17 protein-coding genes and 1 riboswitch are annotated in these 16,805 nt (G+C 75.9%); of the genes, 11 read left to right on the plus strand and 6 right to left on the minus strand.

The window, feature by feature from the left end; all coding sequences use genetic code 11:
* Positions 1-55: 55 nt before the first annotated feature.
* Positions 56-457, minus strand: a complete 402-nt coding sequence (locus ACU616_RS19945) for a cupin domain-containing protein (RefSeq protein WP_446760155.1) — start codon at positions 455-457, stop codon at positions 56-58.
* 201 nt (positions 458-658) lie between these two features.
* Between ACU616_RS19945 and ACU616_RS19950 the strand changes: the two genes are divergently transcribed.
* A complete protein-coding gene (locus tag ACU616_RS19950; RefSeq protein ID WP_446760156.1) occupies positions 659-2,068 on the plus strand; it encodes an MFS transporter in 1,410 nt (469 codons plus the stop codon).
* 31 nt (positions 2,069-2,099) lie between these two features.
* On the opposite strand, the gene ACU616_RS19955 is transcribed toward ACU616_RS19950, so the two are convergent.
* Positions 2,100-2,732, minus strand: a complete 633-nt coding sequence (locus ACU616_RS19955) for a TetR/AcrR family transcriptional regulator (protein WP_446760157.1) — start codon at positions 2,730-2,732, stop codon at positions 2,100-2,102.
* Positions 2,733-2,865: 133 nt separating this feature from the next.
* Here ACU616_RS19955 and ACU616_RS19960 point away from each other — a divergent pair, with 133 nt between their 5' ends.
* From ACU616_RS19960 to ACU616_RS19975, 4 genes are all read left to right on the plus strand, one after another.
* The gene (locus ACU616_RS19960; RefSeq protein WP_446760158.1) at positions 2,866-3,624 is read left to right on the plus strand and encodes a FadR/GntR family transcriptional regulator; all 759 of its coding nucleotides are present in this window, start codon (positions 2,866-2,868) and stop codon (positions 3,622-3,624) included.
* A gap of 148 nt (positions 3,625-3,772) precedes the next feature.
* Positions 3,773-5,269, plus strand: coding sequence for an MFS transporter (locus tag ACU616_RS19965; RefSeq protein ID WP_446760159.1), 1,497 nt, complete (start codon positions 3,773-3,775; stop codon positions 5,267-5,269).
* A gap of 45 nt (positions 5,270-5,314) precedes the next feature.
* Positions 5,315-6,856, plus strand: a complete 1,542-nt coding sequence (locus ACU616_RS19970) for a gluconokinase (RefSeq protein ID WP_446760160.1) — start codon at positions 5,315-5,317, stop codon at positions 6,854-6,856.
* A gap of 109 nt (positions 6,857-6,965) precedes the next feature.
* Positions 6,966-8,540: an FMN-binding glutamate synthase family protein gene (locus ACU616_RS19975; RefSeq protein WP_446760161.1), complete on the plus strand. Its 1,575-nt coding sequence runs from the start codon at positions 6,966-6,968 to the stop codon at positions 8,538-8,540.
* A 47-nt stretch (positions 8,541-8,587) separates the two neighbouring features.
* Here ACU616_RS19975 and ACU616_RS19980 read toward each other — a convergent pair whose 3' ends face one another.
* Complete coding sequence (locus ACU616_RS19980) at positions 8,588-9,217, minus strand: FMN reductase (RefSeq protein ID WP_446760162.1); 630 nt, start codon at positions 9,215-9,217, stop codon at positions 8,588-8,590.
* A complete protein-coding gene (locus tag ACU616_RS19985; protein WP_446760163.1) occupies positions 9,214-10,311 on the minus strand; it encodes an LLM class flavin-dependent oxidoreductase in 1,098 nt (365 codons plus the stop codon). Before ACU616_RS19985 ends, ACU616_RS19980 begins: the two co-directional genes overlap by 4 nt.
* 242 nt (positions 10,312-10,553) lie before the next feature.
* Here ACU616_RS19985 and ACU616_RS19990 point away from each other — a divergent pair, with 242 nt between their 5' ends.
* From ACU616_RS19990 to ACU616_RS20010, 5 genes are all read left to right on the plus strand, one after another.
* Complete coding sequence (locus ACU616_RS19990) at positions 10,554-11,477, plus strand: hypothetical protein (RefSeq protein WP_446760164.1); 924 nt, start codon at positions 10,554-10,556, stop codon at positions 11,475-11,477.
* 162 nt (positions 11,478-11,639) lie between these two features.
* A riboswitch (cyclic di-AMP (ydaO/yuaA leader) is annotated at positions 11,640-11,797 on the plus strand.
* Between the two features lie 210 nt (positions 11,798-12,007).
* Positions 12,008-12,985, plus strand: a complete 978-nt coding sequence (locus tag ACU616_RS19995) for an aggregation-promoting factor C-terminal-like domain-containing protein (RefSeq protein WP_446760165.1) — start codon at positions 12,008-12,010, stop codon at positions 12,983-12,985.
* Between the two features lie 67 nt (positions 12,986-13,052).
* Positions 13,053-13,712, plus strand: coding sequence for a class I SAM-dependent methyltransferase (locus ACU616_RS20000; protein ID WP_446760166.1), 660 nt, complete (start codon positions 13,053-13,055; stop codon positions 13,710-13,712).
* Positions 13,713-13,784: 72 nt separating this feature from the next.
* Complete coding sequence (locus ACU616_RS20005) at positions 13,785-14,513, plus strand: DUF72 domain-containing protein (RefSeq protein ID WP_446760167.1); 729 nt, start codon at positions 13,785-13,787, stop codon at positions 14,511-14,513.
* A gap of 40 nt (positions 14,514-14,553) precedes the next feature.
* A complete protein-coding gene (locus tag ACU616_RS20010) occupies positions 14,554-14,964 on the plus strand; it encodes a hypothetical protein (protein ID WP_446760168.1) in 411 nt (136 codons plus the stop codon).
* A 13-nt stretch (positions 14,965-14,977) separates the two neighbouring features.
* On the opposite strand, the gene ACU616_RS20015 is transcribed toward ACU616_RS20010, so the two are convergent.
* Both ACU616_RS20015 and ACU616_RS20020 read right to left on the minus strand, forming a co-directional pair.
* Positions 14,978-15,943, minus strand: a complete 966-nt coding sequence (locus ACU616_RS20015; RefSeq protein WP_446760169.1) for an IS481 family transposase — start codon at positions 15,941-15,943, stop codon at positions 14,978-14,980.
* Positions 15,944-16,152: 209 nt separating this feature from the next.
* Complete coding sequence (locus ACU616_RS20020; protein WP_446760170.1) at positions 16,153-16,536, minus strand: VOC family protein; 384 nt, start codon at positions 16,534-16,536, stop codon at positions 16,153-16,155.
* A 47-nt stretch (positions 16,537-16,583) separates the two neighbouring features.
* Here ACU616_RS20020 and ACU616_RS20025 point away from each other — a divergent pair, with 47 nt between their 5' ends.
* Entirely contained in the window at positions 16,584-16,793 is a 210-nt protein-coding gene (locus tag ACU616_RS20025; RefSeq protein ID WP_446760171.1) for a DUF4177 domain-containing protein, read from the plus strand.
* Positions 16,794-16,805: the final 12 nt, after the last annotated feature.

A 16,805-nucleotide genomic window follows, 5' to 3' on the forward strand; every position in this document is an offset into this window, starting at 1 on the left:
GGGTCCCGCTGCCCTGGTGCGCGCCGCGGGCCGGACGCCCCGGGGCGGCGGCGGGTCAGGAGGTCGGCGGCTCGTCCTGGCCCGACTCCTCCGCGGCGTCGGCCTCCTCCTTGGTGTGGTGCACCGCGCCGTCGGCGTGCTCCGGCGGCCCGTACACCGTGTAGAGGACCAGCGGGTTCTGGCCGGTGTTGAGGAAGTTGTGCTTCGTCCCCGCCGGGACGACGACGAGGTCGCCCTGCGCCACCTTCTTCGTGGCACCGCCCACCTTCGCCTCCCCGACGCCGCTGACGAAGGTGAGGATCTGGTCGATGTCCTCGTGGACCTCCTCACCGATCTCCCCGCCCGGCGGGATCGTCATGATCACCAGCTGCGTGTTCCCCCCGGTCCACAGGACGCGGCGGAAGTCCGGGCTCTCCTCGGCGACGGTGGCGATGGTGAAGTGGATGACGGACGCCATCGGCTGTTCCTCCCTGGTCGTGCGGCACCCGGTCGGTGCCCTCTGCGGGAGTCGGTGCCCCCGAGCCGCACGGACCATGCGCCCGACGGCGGCGCGCCCTCCGCGCCGGTGGGTGTGACCCAGGCCCGCGTGCTGCTACGGTGTCCGCGCGTTGGTTCGAATCTCCAACCGACTACTCGGCCCGACCGCCAGGAGGCGCGCGTGTCCCGGTCCCTGAGTCCCCGCCCCACAGCACCGGCACCGGCCGACGCGGTCACCGGCGTGCAGCGACGCACCCTGGCCGTCGTGGCGACCAGCACGCTGGTGGTGCTCGCCGCCTTCGTGACGCCGCTGGCCACCGCGGTGAGCACGGCCCGGGAGCTCGGCACCGGCCCGGGCGGGCAGGCCTGGCTGCTGTCGGCGATGAGCGTCGGGCTGGCCGCGGCCCTGCTGGTCACCGGTGCGGTCGCCGACGACCTCGGCCGCCGCAGGGTCTTCACCGCCGGGCTGGTCCTGCTGGCCGCGGGCGCCGCGCTGACCGCCGCGGCCGGCTCCACCGGGGTGTTCGTCGCCGGCCGGCTGGTCGAGGGCGCCGGTGGGGCGGCCGTGCTGGCCTGCTCGCTGGGCCTGCTCGCCCAGGTCTTCCCCCTGGGGCCGCTGCGGGCGCGGGCGGCGGCGGTGTGGGGCGCCAGCCTCGGCGCGGGCACCGGCGTGGGCGGCGTCGCAGCGGTCGTCCTCGACGGGAACACCGGCTGGCGGGCCACGCACGCCGCCACCGCCGTCCTCACCGCCGCCCTGGCGGTCGCCGCGCGGCTGCTGCTGCCCGAGACGCCGCGCGGCCGCCGTCCGCGGGTCGACGTCCTCGGCCCGCTGCTGCTCGTCGCCGCGGTGTGCTGCCTGCTGGTGGGCCTGCTCGCCCCCCGCAGCGGGGCGGGCACCGGCGCGGCGGTCGCCCTGCTGGGCGCCGGGGCCGTGCTGGCCGCCGCCTTCGTGCTCGCCGAGGCGCGGGTGCCGGCGCCGATGGTCGACCTGGCGCTGTTCCGGGTCCGCGGTTTCGTGGCCGCCAACGTCGGGGCGCTGGTCACCGGGGCGGCCACGGTCGGGCTGATGTCCTACCTCGCGACGGTGCTGCAGCGGGCGCTGGGGGAGAGCCTGCTGGCCACGACGGTGCCCGTGGTCGTCTGGTCGGCGGTCGCCACGGCGACGTCGTGGGGGCTGCGCTGGGTGCCCCGCCTCGACGGGCGGGTGCTGCTCGCCGGCGGGCTGGCGGTGTCGGCGGCCGGGCTGGCCGGGCTCGCCGTCCTGGACGTCGGCGACCGCAGCACGGCCGTGCTGCCCGCGCTGGTGGTCCTCGGCGTCGGCTATGGCGCGGCCAACGCGGCACTGGGCCGGGAGGCGGTCGCGCACGTGCCGGTGGAGCGCGCGGCCATGGGCAGCGGCGCGAACAACACCGCCCGCTACCTCGGCGGCGCGGTCGGGGTGACCCTCGTCGTCCTGCTGGTCACCGCGGGGCCGGCCTCGGGCGGCGCCGCGGCCCTGGTCGAGGGCTGGGACGCCGCCGCGCTCGCCGGCGCGGCGCTCAGCGTGGTGGGGGCGCTGGCGGTGCTGGCGCTGCGGCCGGTTCGCCGCTGACCGCCGCGGCCGCGCGGGGTGCGCCGCCGCGTCACCGGCCGGGCCGGGCCACCAGCTGCACGAGGACGTCGGTGGCGACGTCGGTGTCGTCGGCCAGCGACGTCGCCTCCCCGCGCTCGACGCGGACCAGCGCGAGCTCGTTGAGGCCCCCGACGGCGGCCACGACCAGCGACCGGTCCACCGGGCGGAGCTCGTCGGGGTGCCGCTCGGCCAGGGTGGCGGCGATGCCGCCGAGCAGTTCCACGTAGCGGTCGATCACCTCGCGGCGCAGGGTCAGGGCCGGCCGGCCGGCGGCCTGGACCTCGATGAGGGTCGCCCAGGCCATCTCCGGGTTGGCGGCCAGGACCTCGAGGTAGGTGCGCACCGCGGCCCGGAGCTGGTCGCGCCAGGACCGGCCGGCCGCCGCCGCCTGCTCCTGGGCGGCGTGGACGGCGGCGAGCATGGTGGTCGACGCCCGCGTGTACAGCTCGAGGAGGCAGTGCTCCTTGTCGCGGAAGTGCGCGTAGACGACGGTCTTGGAGACCCGCGCCACGCGGGCGATGTCGGAGATCGTCGTGGCCCGGTAGCCCTTGGTGGCCATGTTCGTCGCCAGCGCGAGCAGGATGCGCACGCGACGGCTGGCGTCGGCCTCGGTCAGGTCCTCGGGCGAGACCAGGGCTTCCACGGGGGCGATCCTACGGTCGGTGCCGCGCGCCGCCGTCCGCTCGCCGCGGTCCGCGGAACAACCCTGCTCATCATCGGGGGGATTCCGGTGTCGGGTGCGCGCCGGAACGGGTACCGGTCGTTACTCTCCGGTCATGATCTCCGCGCAGCGCTCCCGCGCCGACGGCACGGCTCCGCGGCCGATCAAGCGGGGCGCCAAGGTCGCCGAGGCGCTCGCGCAGGAGATCGTGCACGAGATCGTCTCCCGCAGGCTCCCGCCCGGCACGCTGCTGTCCTCCGAGGCGCAGATGCTGGAGGAGTACGGGGTCGGCCGCGGCTCGCTGCGGGAGGCGCTGCGCATCCTCGAGGTGCACGGGCTGATCACGATGAAGCCCGGCCGCAACGGTGGCCCGATGGTCGTCGAGGCCGGCACCCGCGACTACGGGCGGATGTCGACGCTGTTCTTCCACCTCGGCGGCACGACCCTCGGGCAGCTGGTCGAGGCCCGGCTGGTGCTCGAGCCGATGATGGCCCGCCTGGCCGCCGAGCGGCGCGGCCAGGAGCTGGTGGGCCAGGTGGCCGACCCCGACGCGACGGCGGTCGAGGACGACACCGCCCACTGCGACGCGACCACCGACTTCCACCGCGGCGTGGCCTCGATGTCGGGCAACCCGGTGCTCACCCTGGTGTCGGTGTCGCTGGAGGACGTCTTCCGCGACCAGGTCAGCGGGCTGCTGTCGCCGAAGGACGAGCGCCGGCGCGTGCTCGAGGTGCACGCGGCGATCGCCGGCGCGATCGCCGAGGGCGACGCCGACGCCGCCGAGCGGCTCATGCGCGAGCACATGCAGGAGCACGCCGACTGGGTGCGCCAGCGGCACCCGCAGCTGATGGAGCAGGTGATCAGCTGGCGGTGAGGCCGCCGGTCAGCGGCTCCGCCACACCGGGGCGCGTTCCTCGGTGAACGCCCGCGCCCCCTCCTGCGGGTCCTCCGACGCACGGATGGGCGCGCAGACCTCCCACGGGCGGACGAAGGCCTCCTCGGCCGGCCACGAGGGGCCCTCGGTGACGATCCCCCTGGTGCCCGGCACCGCCAGTGGGCCGTTCCCGGCGATCTACCGCGCCAGCTCCAGCGCGGCCGCCAGCGCCCGGCCGCCGGGCCGGCGGACGGGTGAGGCGACTCACCGCCGGGCGGGGAACAACCGGCGCGCGGGCGCTGTCGTCCCCCAGGTGACGCCCCCGACGCCAGCCCGCACCCCTCTGCGCGCCTACGCCGTGTGGCTCACCGCGCTGGCGGCCTACGTCGTCGCCGTCTTCCACCGCGCCTCGCTCGGCGTGGCCGGGGTGGAGGCCCAGGAGCGCTTCTCCGCCGGGGCGTCGGCGATCTCGCTGTTCCTCGTGCTGCAGCTGGCGGTCTACGCCGGCCTGCAGGTGCCCGTCGGGGTGGCGGTGGACCGCTTCGGCTCGCGGAAGCTCATCGCGGCCGGCGGACTGACCATGGCCGCCGGGCAGCTGGTGCTGGCGCTGGCTACTGACGTGCCCACCGCCGTCGCCGCCCGCGTGCTGGTCGGCGCCGGCGACGCGATGACCTTCATCAGCGTGCTGCGGGTCATCGGCTTCTGGTTCCCCGGCCGCACCGTCCCGCTGGTCACCCAGCTCACCGGCATCCTCGGCCAGGTCGGGCAGATCGTGGCCGCCTACCCGCTGGTCGCGCTGCTGCACGCCGCCGGCTGGCGCGACACCTTCCTCGGCGCCGCGGCGGTCGGCGTCCTGGCCGTGGTCCTGGTGCTGGCCGCCCTGCGCGACGCGCCGCCCGGCACGGCGGCCACCGCCCCCGCCGGCCTGGCCGAGGTGCGCCGCAGCCTGGCGCTGACGTGGCGCGAGCCGGGCACCCGCATCGGCCTCTACACCCACCTGGTCACCCAGTTCTCCGGCACCGTGTTCGCGCTGCTGTGGGGCTATCCGTTCCTCGTGGTCGGCCAGGGCCTGTCCCCGGCGACGGCGGCCGGCCTGCTCACCCTGCTCGTGCTCGTCGGCATGGGCGTGGGCCCGCTGCTGGGCCGGCTGTGCGGCCGGTGGCCGCTGCGCCGCTCGTCGCTGGTGCTGGCCATCCTCGCCGCCACCGCGACGCTGTGGACGGTGGTGCTGCTCTGGCCGGGGCGGGCGCCGCTGTGGCTGCTGGTCGTGCTGGTCCTGGTCCTGGGCACCAACGGCCCCGGCTCGATGATCGGCTTCGACTTCGCCCGCACCTGGAACCCGGCCGAGCGCCAGGGCAGCGCCAGCGGGGTGGTCAACGTCGGCGGGTTCGTCGCCTCGCTGCTCACCGTCCTCGCCATCGGCGCCGTGCTCGACGTCCTCACGCCCGGCGACTCGACCGCCTACGACCTCGGTGCCTTCCGCGCCGCCTTCGCCGTCCAGTACGTGTTCTGGGCGATCGGTCTGGTCGGCGTGCTGCGCCACCGTCGGGCGCTGCGCGCGCGGCTGGCCCGCGACGGTGTGGTCCTGGTCCCGCTGCACGTCGCCGTCTCCGCCCGGCTGCGCGGGGAGTCCGCCTACCACTGAGCCCGGGGTCGCGCGGGCCCGTCGCGCTCGGCACGATCACGGGGCATGGACGTGGTGGTCGGGCTGGACTCCGGGACGACGGCGACCAAGGCGGTCACCGCCGGCACCGACGCCCGGGTCCGCGACGCGGTCAGCGTCGGCTACCCGCTGTCGGTGCCCGCCCCCGGCCGCGCCGAGCTCGACGCGCACCGCCTGGCCGACGCCGCCGTCGAGGCGCTGGCCGCCGTCACCGCCCGCGCCGGTGAGCGCGGCGACCGCGTCGTCGGCGTCTGCCTGTCGGCGGCCATGCACGGCCTGGTCCCCATGGACGACGACGGCCGGCCGCTGGGCCCCGTCGTCACCTGGGCCGACGACCGCGCCGCCGGGTACGCCGAGGCGCTGCGCCGCGACGGCCGCGCCGGCGGCCTGCACGAGCGCACCGGGACGCCGGTGCACCCGATGTCGCCGCTGCTCAAGCTCGCCTCGCTGCGCGCCGAGGACGCCGACCGGCTGGCCCGGGTGCCCCGCTGGGGCGGGGTGAAGGAGCTCGTCGTCGCGGCCCTGCGCGGCGGCCCGCAGGTGCTCGACCGGGCGTGCGCCTCGGCCACCGGGCTCTACGGCATCCGCACCGGCACCTGGGACGCCGAGGCGCTGCAGATCGCCGGCGTCCGGGCCGGGCAGCTCGGCGAGGTGCTCCCGACCACGGCGGTGCTGCCGGGGCTGCGGCCGGAGGTGGCCGCCGCGACCGGCCTGCCCGCGGACACCCCGCTGGTCCTCGGCGCCTCCGACGGGGTGCTGGCCAACCTCGGCATCGGCGCCGTGCGGCCCGAGGTCGCCGCCGTCTCGCTGGGCACCAGCGGCGCGATGCGGGTCGTCGTCCCCGCCCCGACCGCCGACCCGGCGCACCGGCTGTTCTGCTACGCCCTCACCGACGAGCACTGGGTGGTCGGCGGCGCGGTCAACAACGGTGGCTCGGTGGTGCGCTGGGCCGCCCAGGCGCTGGCCGAGGGGGACGGGGTCACGGGAGAGGACGCCGACGCCCTCGACGCGCGGCTGCTCGCCGAGGCGGCCGCCGTGCCGGCCGGCAGCGCGGGGCTGCTCTGTCTGCCCTATCTGCTGGGGGAGCGGGCGCCGTGGTGGCGCTCCGGGCTGCGCGGCGCCTACGTCGGCCTGCGCCGCGAGCACCGTCGTCCGCACCTGGTGCGCGCCGCGGTCGAGGGCGTGTGCCAGCAGCTGGCCCTGGTGCGCGACGCCTTCTCGGCCACCGGCCTGCCCGTCCGCGAGGTCCGCGCCACCGGCGGCGCGGTGGCCTCCCCGCTGTGGGTCGCCACGCTGGCCGCGACGCTGGACCTCCCGGTGCGCATCGCCGACTCCCCGGAGGGCACCGGCCTCGGCGCCTGCCTGCTGGGGCTGCACGCGCTCGGCGCGCTGCCCGACCTCGACGCGGCCACCGCGCTGATCGGCGTCTCCGACCCCGTCGAACCCGACCCCGCGGCCGCCGGCCTCTACCGGCGCACCCGCCCGCTGGTCGAGCAGTCCACGCGCGCGCTGGCCGACGTCCTCACCACGCTCGACGGCCTCGACGACACCCGCAGCCTGCCGCTCTGACCCGCCCGGTCGCCGAGGCACGCCGCACTCCCTGTCCGCCGGGCGCTCCCGGGGCCACGATGGCCGTCCGGGACGACCCGGGCCGCCACGGAGCGCGAGGGGAGCTGTCATGAGGGGTGCCGGACGGGCCGCGGTGGCCGGGCTGGGGGCGGTCGCCGCGGTGGCCGCCCGCGACCTGCTGCAGCGGGAGCACACGCTGCTGCGCAACTTCCCGGTGCTCGGGCACGCCCGCTACCTGCTGGAGTCGGTCGGCCCGGAGCTGCGGCAGTACCTGGTCGCCGGCAACAACGAGGAGCGGCCGTTCACCCGCGACCAGCGCCGCTGGGTGTACGCCTCGGCCAAGGGCGAGAACAACTACTTCGGCTTCGGCACCGACAACGACCTCGAGTACACCGCCGGCTACCCGGTGATCAACCACCGCACGTTCGGCCGCGCCGTCCCACCGTCGCACCCGGCGTCGGCCGCCGACGTCGTCCTGCCCTCGGCCAAGGTGCTCGGCGGCCCCCGCGGCCGGGCGCGGGCCTTCCGGCCGGCGTCGGTGGTCAACGTGTCGGCGATGAGCTTCGGCTCGCTGTCGGGCGCGGCGGTCGAGGCGCTGAACCGCGGGGCCGCGCTGGCCGGGTGCCTGCACAACACCGGCGAGGGCGGCCTGTCGGTGCACCACCGGCACGGCGGCGAGCTGGTGTTCCAGATCGGCACCGCCTACTTCGGCTGCCGTGACGAGCAGGGCCGCTTCGACCTGCAGCGGCTGTGCGACCTGGTGGCGGGCGCCCCGGTGCGGGCGCTGGAGATCAAGCTCAGCCAGGGCGCCAAGCCCGGCCTCGGCGGGGTGCTGCCGGCGGCGAAGGTGTCGGCCGAGATCGCCGCGGCCCGCGGGGTGCCCGAGGGCGTCGACTGCGTCAGCCCGTCACGGCACGCGGAGTTCAGCGACGCCGACAGCCTGCTCGACTGGGTGGAGCTGCTCGCTGCCGAGACCGGGCTGCCGGTGGGCATCAAGTCCGCCGTCGGCGACATGGCCTTCTGGGACGAGCTGACCGAGCTCATGGCCACCACCGGCCGCGGCGTGGACTTCGTGACGATCGACGGCGGCGAGGGCGGCACCGGTGCCGCGCCGCTGATCTTCACCGACTCGGTGTCGCTGCCGTTCCAGCTCGGCTTCGCGCGCGTCTACTCCACCTTCGCCCGCCGGGGCCTCGCCGAGCGGGTCACCTTCGTCGGCGCCGGCAAGCTCGGCCTGCCCGACAACGCGGTCGTGGCCTTCGCGCTGGGCTGCGACACAGTCAACGTCGCCCGCGAGGCGATGCTGGCGATCGGCTGCATCCAGGCGCAGAAGTGCCACACCGACACCTGCCCGACCGGCGTCGCCACCCAGAACGCCTGGCTGGCGCACGGCCTGGACCCGGCGCTGAAGTCGGTGCGGCTGGCCGGCTACCTCGCCACGCTGCGCCGCGACCTGCTCAAGGTGGCGGAGGCCTGCGGCGTGGAGCACCCCGGGCTGATCGGCACGGAGTCGGTGGAGGTGCTCACCGGGCGCAGCGCGTCCACGCCGCTGGCGGAGGTGTACGGCTACGAGCCCGGCTGGGGGATGCCCTCGGCCGCCGACCGCTCCGCGATCGTGGAGCTCATGACGGCCGGGGCACCCCAGGGCGGCTCCGCCGAACCCTCGGAGGACGCCGTCCGCTGACGGGGACGTCCGCGGAGGTGCACGGTGCGCTCCCGCGGACGTGCCCGTCAGGAGCGGCCGCGGAGCAGGTCCTCGAAGGAGGGGACGTCGGCGAACGGGTCGGCCGGGCGCGCCGACGCGGGCCGCCCGGTGACGACGTCGGCCAGCTCGCCGGCGGCCCGGACGATCCGCCGGCCCAGCTCACCGCCGTCGCCGCCGGCCCAGTCCTCGCTGGCCGCGAACACCGCCGTCGGCACGGTGACCGCCCGCAGGTGGGCGAACAGCGGGCGCATCGCGTGCTCGAGCACCAGCGAGTGCCGGGCGGTCCCGGCGGTCGCGCCGAGCAGCACGGGCGTGCCGGTCAGCGCGTCCTCCTCCAGCACGTCGACGAAGGACTTGAACAGCCCGCTGTAGGAGGCGGTGAACACCGGGGTGACGGCGATGACCGCGTCGGCGCCGGTCACCGTCCCGATCGCCGCGCGCAGGGCCGCGTCCGGGAAGCCGGTGACGAAGGCGTCGGCCAGGTCGCGGGCGTGCTCGCGCAGCTCGACGACCTCGACGACGGCGTCCTCGCCGCGCTCGCGCAGCGCCGCGACGGTCGCCGCGGCCAGCCGGTCGGCCAGCAGCCGGGTCGACGACGGCGTCGACAGCCCGGCGCTGACCACGGCCAGCGTGCGGGTGGTGCTGCGGGTGGTCATGCCGAGACCTCCTCCGGGGTGCGCTGCCGGGCGGCGACGAGCGAGGCGTGCGTGGGGGCGTCGGGCACGTGGGCGGGCTTGAGCGCGGCGAACTCGCGGCGCAGCACCGGCACGACCTCCTCGCCCAGGACGTCCAGCTGCTCGAGCACGGTCGTCAGCGGCAGCCCGGCGTGGTCGACGAGGAACAGCTGCCGCTGGTAGTCGCCGACGTAGTCGCGGAAGCCGAGGGTGCGCTCGATGACCTGCTGCGGGCTGCCGACGGTCAGCGGCGTCTCGCGGGAGAAGTCCTCCAGCGACGGGCCGTGGCCGTAGACCGGCGCGTTGTCGAAGTAGGGCCGGAACTCCCGGACGGCGTCCTGGCTGTTCTTCCGCACGAACACCTGGCCGCCGAGACCGACGATCGCCTGGTCGGCGCTGCCGTGGCCGTGGTGCTCGAAGCGCGAGCGGTAGAACTCGACCATCCGCCGGGTGTGCTCGGCCGGCCAGAAGATGTGGTTGGAGAAGAAGCCGTCGCCGTAGTACGCGGCCTGCTCGGCGATCTGCGGGCTGCGGATGGAGCCGTGCCACACGAAGGGCGGGACGCCGTCGAGCGGGCGCGGTGTCGAGGTGAAGCCCTGCAGCGGCGTGCGGAACCGGCCGGACCAGTCGACGACCTCGTCGTCCCACAGCTTCCGCAGCAGTGCGTAGTTCTCCACCGCCAGCGGGATGCCGTTGCGGATGTCCTGCCCGAACCACGGGTAGACCGGCCCGGTGTTGCCGCGGCCCATCATCAGGTCCACCCGGCCGCCGGCCAGGTGCTGCAGCATCGCGTAGTCCTCGGCGATCTTCACCGGGTCGTTGGTGGTGATCAGCGTGGTCGCCGTCGACAGCTGCACCGTCGAGGTCTGCGCCGCGATGTAGGCCAGCGTGGTGGTGGGGGAGGAGGAGAAGAACGGCGGGTTGTGGTGCTCGCCGAGGGCGAAGACGTCGAGCCCGACCTCCTCGGCCTTCCGCGCGATCGCGACGATCGCCTGGATCCGCTCCGCCTCGCTGGGGGCGCGGCCGGTGGTGGGGTCGGTCGTGACGTCACTGACCGAGAAGACGCCGAACTGCATCTCGTGCTCCCTGTGGTTGAGAGTGCAACTACTGTCTCGCTCAACGGTGGTGTCCGTACGGACATTCCTCGGCTCCGGCTGCAGGCGGTAGTCGGACGACCACGGCGTGGCGGACCACTCCGTCGGTGACCGTCCCGTGACCTGGTCCGACCCCCCGACCGGGGGACCCGCTGGGAGTCTGGCGCCCACCACCTGGATCGCCCGACGGGCCCGGGCGGGCATGACGGACCGGGGGGAACCGGATGTCGAAGCACTCGCAGGGAACTGCTCCGGACGCCGGGGCGGACGCGGCCAGGCGCACGGCCTTCACGGGCAACACCGCCGCGGAGCACGTCCCGGCGAGGGGCCTCGACGGACTGCTGGGCACCGGCCCGGTCTTCACACACGCACTGCGCGGGTACGACTGCCTGCAGGTCGACGACTACGTGGCCGCGGCCGAGACCGAGCTGCTGGTGCTCCGCCGGGAGAACGACCACCTGCTCAGCCGCTACGCCGCCTGCTCCGGTGAGCTGCAGAACGCCCGCCGCCGGCTGGCCCAGCTGGTGCGCGAGCGGGAGTCGCTCCCCAGCCCCGAGGACGCGCGCGCCCTGCTGCAGCGTGCCGAGGAGGAGGCCGACCAGGTGCGTGCCGAGGCGCGCGCGGAGGCCGAGGCGCGCCTGGCCAAGGTCGCGGAGATGCGCCAGGCGGTGACCGCGCTGCGCGAGCAGGCCCGGCGGGAGGCCGACGCACGGCGGGCGGAGGCGGCGGCCGAGCTGCAGGCGGTCCACCGCGAGGCCGAGGAGGCGCGGCGGGCGGCGGCGGCGCAGGCCCAGCGGGAGCGAGCCGCCGTCGAGGCGGAGCTGGCCGCGCTGCGCGCCGAGAAGGAGGGGGTGCGCGAGACGCTCCGGGTGCTGACCGGGCACGTCGACGACGCCCTGGCCGGTCTCGCCCGCGTGCTGCGCGGCGACGACGTCGGTCCCGACCCGGCGGGCACCGGCGCGCCGCGGACCGACACGGTGCGCACCGGGGCGCTGCCCGAGGACGTCTCGGTGCTCGCCGACCGGCGCGACGCGGCGGCCCGCGACGAGGGCCCCCGGACGCCGGAGGGTGACCCGGCCGACGTCACGGCGCTGCGCGGGGACGCCGATCGGGGCGGGAACCGGAGCGAGGTCGCCGCGGCGTCCTGACCCGGCGTCCTGACCTGCGCCGGCGCCGAGGGGTGGCGTGCGCCGGCTGCACCGTAACTCGTGTCACGTGTGCATCTCGCGTTCCGCTGTTGTCACGGGCAGGTAACGACACGTACCGTTCCTGACGTCCGGCTGGTCGTCTCGTCCCCTTCCGGGGAGCCCGGCCGGACGCCGCCGAGTCGTGTCCGCAGCCGCGGGCGCGAGCCGGGGACCCACCGCAGTCCTGGGGTGAATCGCCTGCCGAGCTCCGCTCGCAGCGCGTAGGGCTTCTTCCCGCCCGAACCCGTCAGCTAACTCGGTAGGCGGCACCGGAAGAAACGGAGACTCTCCGCATGCCCCGCCTCCGGGCCGCCGCGGCCCGCAGGTGCCGCCGGGTGCGCGTCCACCGCGCCATCTGAGTCCGGCCGCCGCCCTGCCCTGCTGACCCCGCGCCGCCGATCGCGCGCGGGGACCCGACGACCGCCGTGCGCCGGTCCCTGCCCGCGAACCGGGCTGCCGCGCGCGCACTCTCCCTCGGAGCCCTCACCCTCATGCCCCGCCCCACCCCGCGTACGCCTGCCCACACGCCCGAGACCGTCGAGCTGTCCGCAGCCGCGACGCCCGCCGACACCGCCGTCATGGCCGCCGTCGGCACCGCGGACACCGCCCCCCGTCGTCGCGCCCGCCGCCTGGGCCTGCCGGCCCGCACCCGCGCCCGGCGCAGCAGCCCCCCGCTGGGCCCGCGCCGCCCCGCCCTGCTGCTGGCCACGGCCGCCGCCGGCGCCCTGGTCGTCGGCGTGGTGAGCACGAGCGGCCCGGCCGCCGAGGCCGGCACCGAGACGGCCGGCTCCACGGTGAGCGTGGCCGAGCAGCTCGGCCTCAGCGGGCAGCCGACCGGGACCGCGGCGTCGCAGACCGCCGACCTCGCGCCGCTCGAGGACCTCGCCGCCTCCCGCAACGAGCGCTCCGCCGAGGAGACCAGCGCCGCCGAGGCGCAGGCCGCCGCCGACCAGGCCGAGCTCGACCGCCGCGCCGCCGAGGAGGCCGCCCGCCGCGCCGCCGAGGAGGAGGCCGCCCGCGCCGCCGCCGAGGCCCAGGCCGCCGCCGAGGCCCAGGCCGCCGCGGAGGCCCAGGCCGCGGCCGAGGCGCAGGCCGCGGCCGAGGCTGCGGCCGCTCAGCGGGCCGCCGCGGCGCAGGCCGCGCCCGCCCCGGCGGCTGCACCTGCCGCCGCGCCGGCCGCCCGTGGCTCCTTCAAGGACTACGCCATGAGCAAGGTGGGCAGCGCCCAGCAGTTCAGCTGCCTGGAGAACCTGTGGGGCAAGGAGAGCGGCTGGAACCCCAACGCGCAGAACCCCTCCAGCACCGCCTACGGCATCCCGCAGTTCCTGGACTCCACCTGGGCCAGCACCGGCATCGCCAAGACCTCCGACGGCTACCGGCAGATCGACGCGGGCCTGATCTACATCGACAGCCGCTACGGCTCGCCGTGCGGCGCTTGGGTGCACTCGCAGTCCACCGGCTGGTACTGACAGGACCCCGGTGCCCCGCACCGGGCCGTGGCGGCACGTCGCCAACCCGGCGCGTGACACTGGGGGCGTGACGCAGCGAGGGCCGGCCACCCGTGTGGTGCCCGTGGGGTTCGTCCGCGCGCACACGCAGGTGCGCCGGCCCTCGCTCGTCCCGGAGGTGCGGTTGCACGTCGCCGACGACGTCGTCGCCCTGTGGGAGGCGATGGAGGACGCGGCCGGCGGCGCCGGCGAGGCACCGCCGTTCTGGGCCGCGGCCTGGCCCGGCGGCCAGGCCCTCGCCCGCGCCGTCCTCGACGGGCCGGTGACGGTGGCCGGCCGCCGCGTCCTCGACCTGGGGTCGGGCAGCGGGCTCGTCGCGATCGCCGCCGTCCTCGCCGGCGCCGGCCACGTGCTGGCCAGCGACGTCGACCCGTTCTCCCGGACGGCGGTGGGCGTCAACGCCGGCCTGAACGGGGTGACCGGGATCGGCGTGGCCGGCGACGTCCTCGACCGGGAGCCGCCGGCCGTCGACGTCGTCCTGGCCGGCGACGTCTGCTACGACCGGGAGATGACCGAGCGGGTACTGCCCTTCCTCGACCGGGCCCGGGCGCGCGGCTGCGAGGTGCTCGTCGGCGACCCGGGGCGGCCCTACCTGCCGCACGAGCGGCTGGAGCCCGTCGCCGCCTACGACGTGCCCGAGACCGAGGGCCCGGGGCTGCGCCGCACCACCGTGTGGCGGCTGCCGTGAGCGCTCCCGCCCTCCTCGACCCCACCCGCGGCACCGCCGTCGCCCGGCACGGGCACTGAGACGGCGGCACCGGTGGCCGTCCACGTCGGCACCTCCGGCTGGAGCTACGACCACTGGGACGGCGTCCTCTACCCGCCGGGGACGCCGCCCCGCGACCGGCTGGCCCACTACGTGCGCCGGTTCGGCACCGTCGAGCTCAACGCGAGCTTCTACCGCTGGCCCCGGACGGCGACCTTCGCCGGCTGGCGCGACCGGCTGCCCGAGCACTTCCGGCTGTCGGTCAAGGCCCCGCGCGGGCTCACCCACGCCAAGCGGCTGTACGCCCCGGAGGCGTGGGTCGAGCGGATCACCGCGGCCTGGCACGAGCTGGACGGCCGGCGGGCCGTGCTGCTGGTGCAGCTGCACCCGGCCGCGGCCCGCGACGACGCCCGCCTGGAGTACTTCCTCTCCCTGCTGCCGGACTGGGTGCGGGTGGCCGTGGAGTTCCGCCACCCCAGCTGGCACGTCGAGGAGGTGTTCGCGCTGCTCGAGCGGCACGGCGCGGCCTACTGCGTGATGAGCGGCGCCGGCCTGCCCTGCGTGCTGCGGGCCACCGCGCCGTTCGTCTACGTCCGGCTGCACGGCCCGGACGACACCGCCCTGTACGCCGGCTCCTACCCCGATGCGGACCTGCGCTGGTGGGCCGACCGGATCGCGGAGTGGGCGCGCGACGGCCGCGACGTCCACGCCTACTTCAACAACGACGGCCACGGCCACGCCGTCCGCAACGCCGAGACGCTGCGGGCGCTGACCGGCAGCTGACCGGGCGGCGAGCGGGGCGCGGCGGCGGGAGACTGGGGTCATGAGCGAGCAGGACGACGGGACGAAGCCAGGGCAGGGGCAGGGGAACCTGGTCAGCCGGTCGGTCGAGGAGTTCGTCGCCCAGCTGCGCGGCTTCACCGACCGGGCGCGCGGGCTGGCCACCGGCGCGGTGCCGTCGGGGCTGTCGCTGCCGCGCCTGCCCTCGCCGCCCGGGGCCATGTCGGCGGCGCAGGTCGGGGCGGTCGCGCAGGCGGTGCGGGGCCAGCGTCAGCTGATCACGGGCCTGATCGGTCAGCTGCAGGCCTTCGACGAGCAGCTCGCCGTGTTCGAGCGGGTGCTCGAGCCGATCGAGGAGTGGAGCCGGACCTGGGCTCGCCTCGAGCAGTCCTTCGGCGACGTGCTGCGCCGGCCGTCGTCCGACCGCGACACCCCGCCGGCGGGGACGCTCTAGCTGTACCCGGCCATCAGGTTGGTGCCAGGCGACTGATCGGAGGATGGCCGCCGAGTGCGCTGTGACGGCGTCGAGTGTTGTAGTGCTCGAGCCAGGGAGCGAGGGCGGCGGCGCGCTGGTCGTTGCTGGTGAAGACCTGCCGGTAGGCCCATTCGCTGACCAGGGTGCGGTTGAGGCGTTCGACCTTGCCGTTCTGCCACGGGCAGTGCGGGCGGATGAACTTCTGCCGGGCGCCGAGGGCGGTGATGACCTCGCGCAGGGACCACCGGTAGGCCCAGGCGTTGTCGGTCATCACCCGCTCGATGAGCGGAATGCCGTGGGCGGCGAAGTAAGCCGCGGCGCGGGCGAGGAACGCCGCGCAGGTGGGTCCCTTCTCGTCGGGGAGGATTTCGGAGTAGGCCAGCCGGGAGTGGTCATCGACGAGTGAGTGCACGTAGTCGAAGCCGACCCGGGTTGCCCGGTCCCGGCTGGTGCTGCCAGCGGCGCGCCCGTGCGCCCGCCAGCCACCGCCGACGGGGATGCGGGCCAGCTTCTTGACGTCCATGTGGACCAGCTCGCCGGGCCGGGACCGCTCATAGCGGATCGCGGTGGTCTTCGAGGCGCGGATCACCTGCCCGGTCATCGGATCCAGCGCGGCCAGCCGGGGCTGCCCGCGGCGGACCAGCACCCGCGACACCGTGCGGGCCGGCACCCCCAGCTCGGCGCTGATGAAGGCCGGCCCCCGACGCTCGCGCCCCCAAAGCTCAACGATGCGGTCCTCCACCTCGGCCGCCGTTCGCCGCGGGCTGGTACGCGGGCGGCTGGACCGGTCCTGCAGGCCCGCCTGGCCCTCGGCGGCGTAGCGGTCGATCCAGGTCCGCACGCACTTACGGGAGATCCCCATCGCCGCAGCGATGTGCGCCTTCTTCCAGCCTCCCTGATACCGCTGGACGATCAACTGCCGGCCATGAACGGTGGTGCGGGCATTAGCGTGGGACACGAGAACCTCCGAGCAGGGACTGGGCCTTCGACAAGCCACACCCCACTCGGAGGTTCTCCTTCGTTCAAGCCCCGACGCCTGTCACCAACGTCCTGGCCGGGTACATCTAGGAGCCTGCTGAATAACCCGAGAATCCGGGTGTCGCGTCGAGAAGATGCGCAGGTCGGCGCCTCGCGCATGATCATCTCGGCGACTTGTTCAGCAGTCTCCTAGCGCTGGTCGCGGCGCAGCGGGTGGTCGGCCGGGACCTCGACCAGGACGATCCGCACGCCGTCGGGGTCGGCGACCCAGGCCTCGACCAGGCCCCACGGCTCGGTGCGCGGCTCGCGCAGCACCGGCACGCCGGCCGCCCGCAGCCGGGCGTGCTCGGCGGCGACGTCGCGCACCTGCAGCCACAGCGCGGTCCCGCGCGGCGGCTCGTCGCCGGAGCCGGACACCTCGAGCAGGCCGTTGCCGAGGAAGAACACCACGCCGCGGTGCCCGGGCGGCCCGAACTCGCGGTACACCGCGAGCCCCAGCACGTCCCGGTAGAACGCCTGCGACCGCGCGGGGTCGGGGGGCCGGAGCAGGACCCGGCTGCTGAGGACGTCCACCCGGGCATCATCGCCGCAGGGCAGGACACCGACACGAGGAGGACGCCGTGGCGCAGCGCTACGAGTACCGGGTGGTGGAGATCCGCGAGGGGCTCATCGGCGGGAAGATGTCGGGTGACAAGCTGGAGAAGGTGCTCAACCAGAACGCCCGGGAGGGATGGCAGCTCAAGGCCATCACCTCCGTCGAGGTCAAGGGGCGCCTCGGCCCGGGGGGTGTCGAGGGCGTCCTGGTGACGCTGGAGCGCCCCACGACCTGACCGATCCCACGA

The organism is Geodermatophilus sp. URMC 62 (assembly GCF_052931475.1).

What these genes read in the sequence shown, in the direction of transcription:
- ACU616_RS19990 (WP_446760164.1), top strand. Translation starts at nt 10,554, where the DNA reads ATGTCGAAGCACTCGCAGGGAACTGCTCCGGACGCCGGGGCGGACGCG.
- ACU616_RS19960 (WP_446760158.1), top strand. Translation starts at nt 2,866, where the DNA reads ATGATCTCCGCGCAGCGCTCCCGCGCCGACGGCACGGCTCCGCGGCCG.
- ACU616_RS20010 (WP_446760168.1), top strand. Translation starts at nt 14,554, where the DNA reads ATGAGCGAGCAGGACGACGGGACGAAGCCAGGGCAGGGGCAGGGGAAC.
- ACU616_RS19980 (WP_446760162.1), bottom strand. Translation starts at nt 9,217, where the DNA reads ATGACCACCCGCAGCACCACCCGCACGCTGGCCGTGGTCAGCGCCGGG.
- ACU616_RS19975 (WP_446760161.1), top strand. Translation starts at nt 6,966, where the DNA reads ATGAGGGGTGCCGGACGGGCCGCGGTGGCCGGGCTGGGGGCGGTCGCC.
- ACU616_RS19995 (WP_446760165.1), top strand. Translation starts at nt 12,008, where the DNA reads ATGCCCCGCCCCACCCCGCGTACGCCTGCCCACACGCCCGAGACCGTC.
- ACU616_RS19945 (WP_446760155.1), bottom strand. Translation starts at nt 457, where the DNA reads ATGGCGTCCGTCATCCACTTCACCATCGCCACCGTCGCCGAGGAGAGC.
- ACU616_RS19985 (WP_446760163.1), bottom strand. Translation starts at nt 10,311, where the DNA reads ATGCAGTTCGGCGTCTTCTCGGTCAGTGACGTCACGACCGACCCCACC.
- ACU616_RS19970 (WP_446760160.1), top strand. Translation starts at nt 5,315, where the DNA reads ATGGACGTGGTGGTCGGGCTGGACTCCGGGACGACGGCGACCAAGGCG.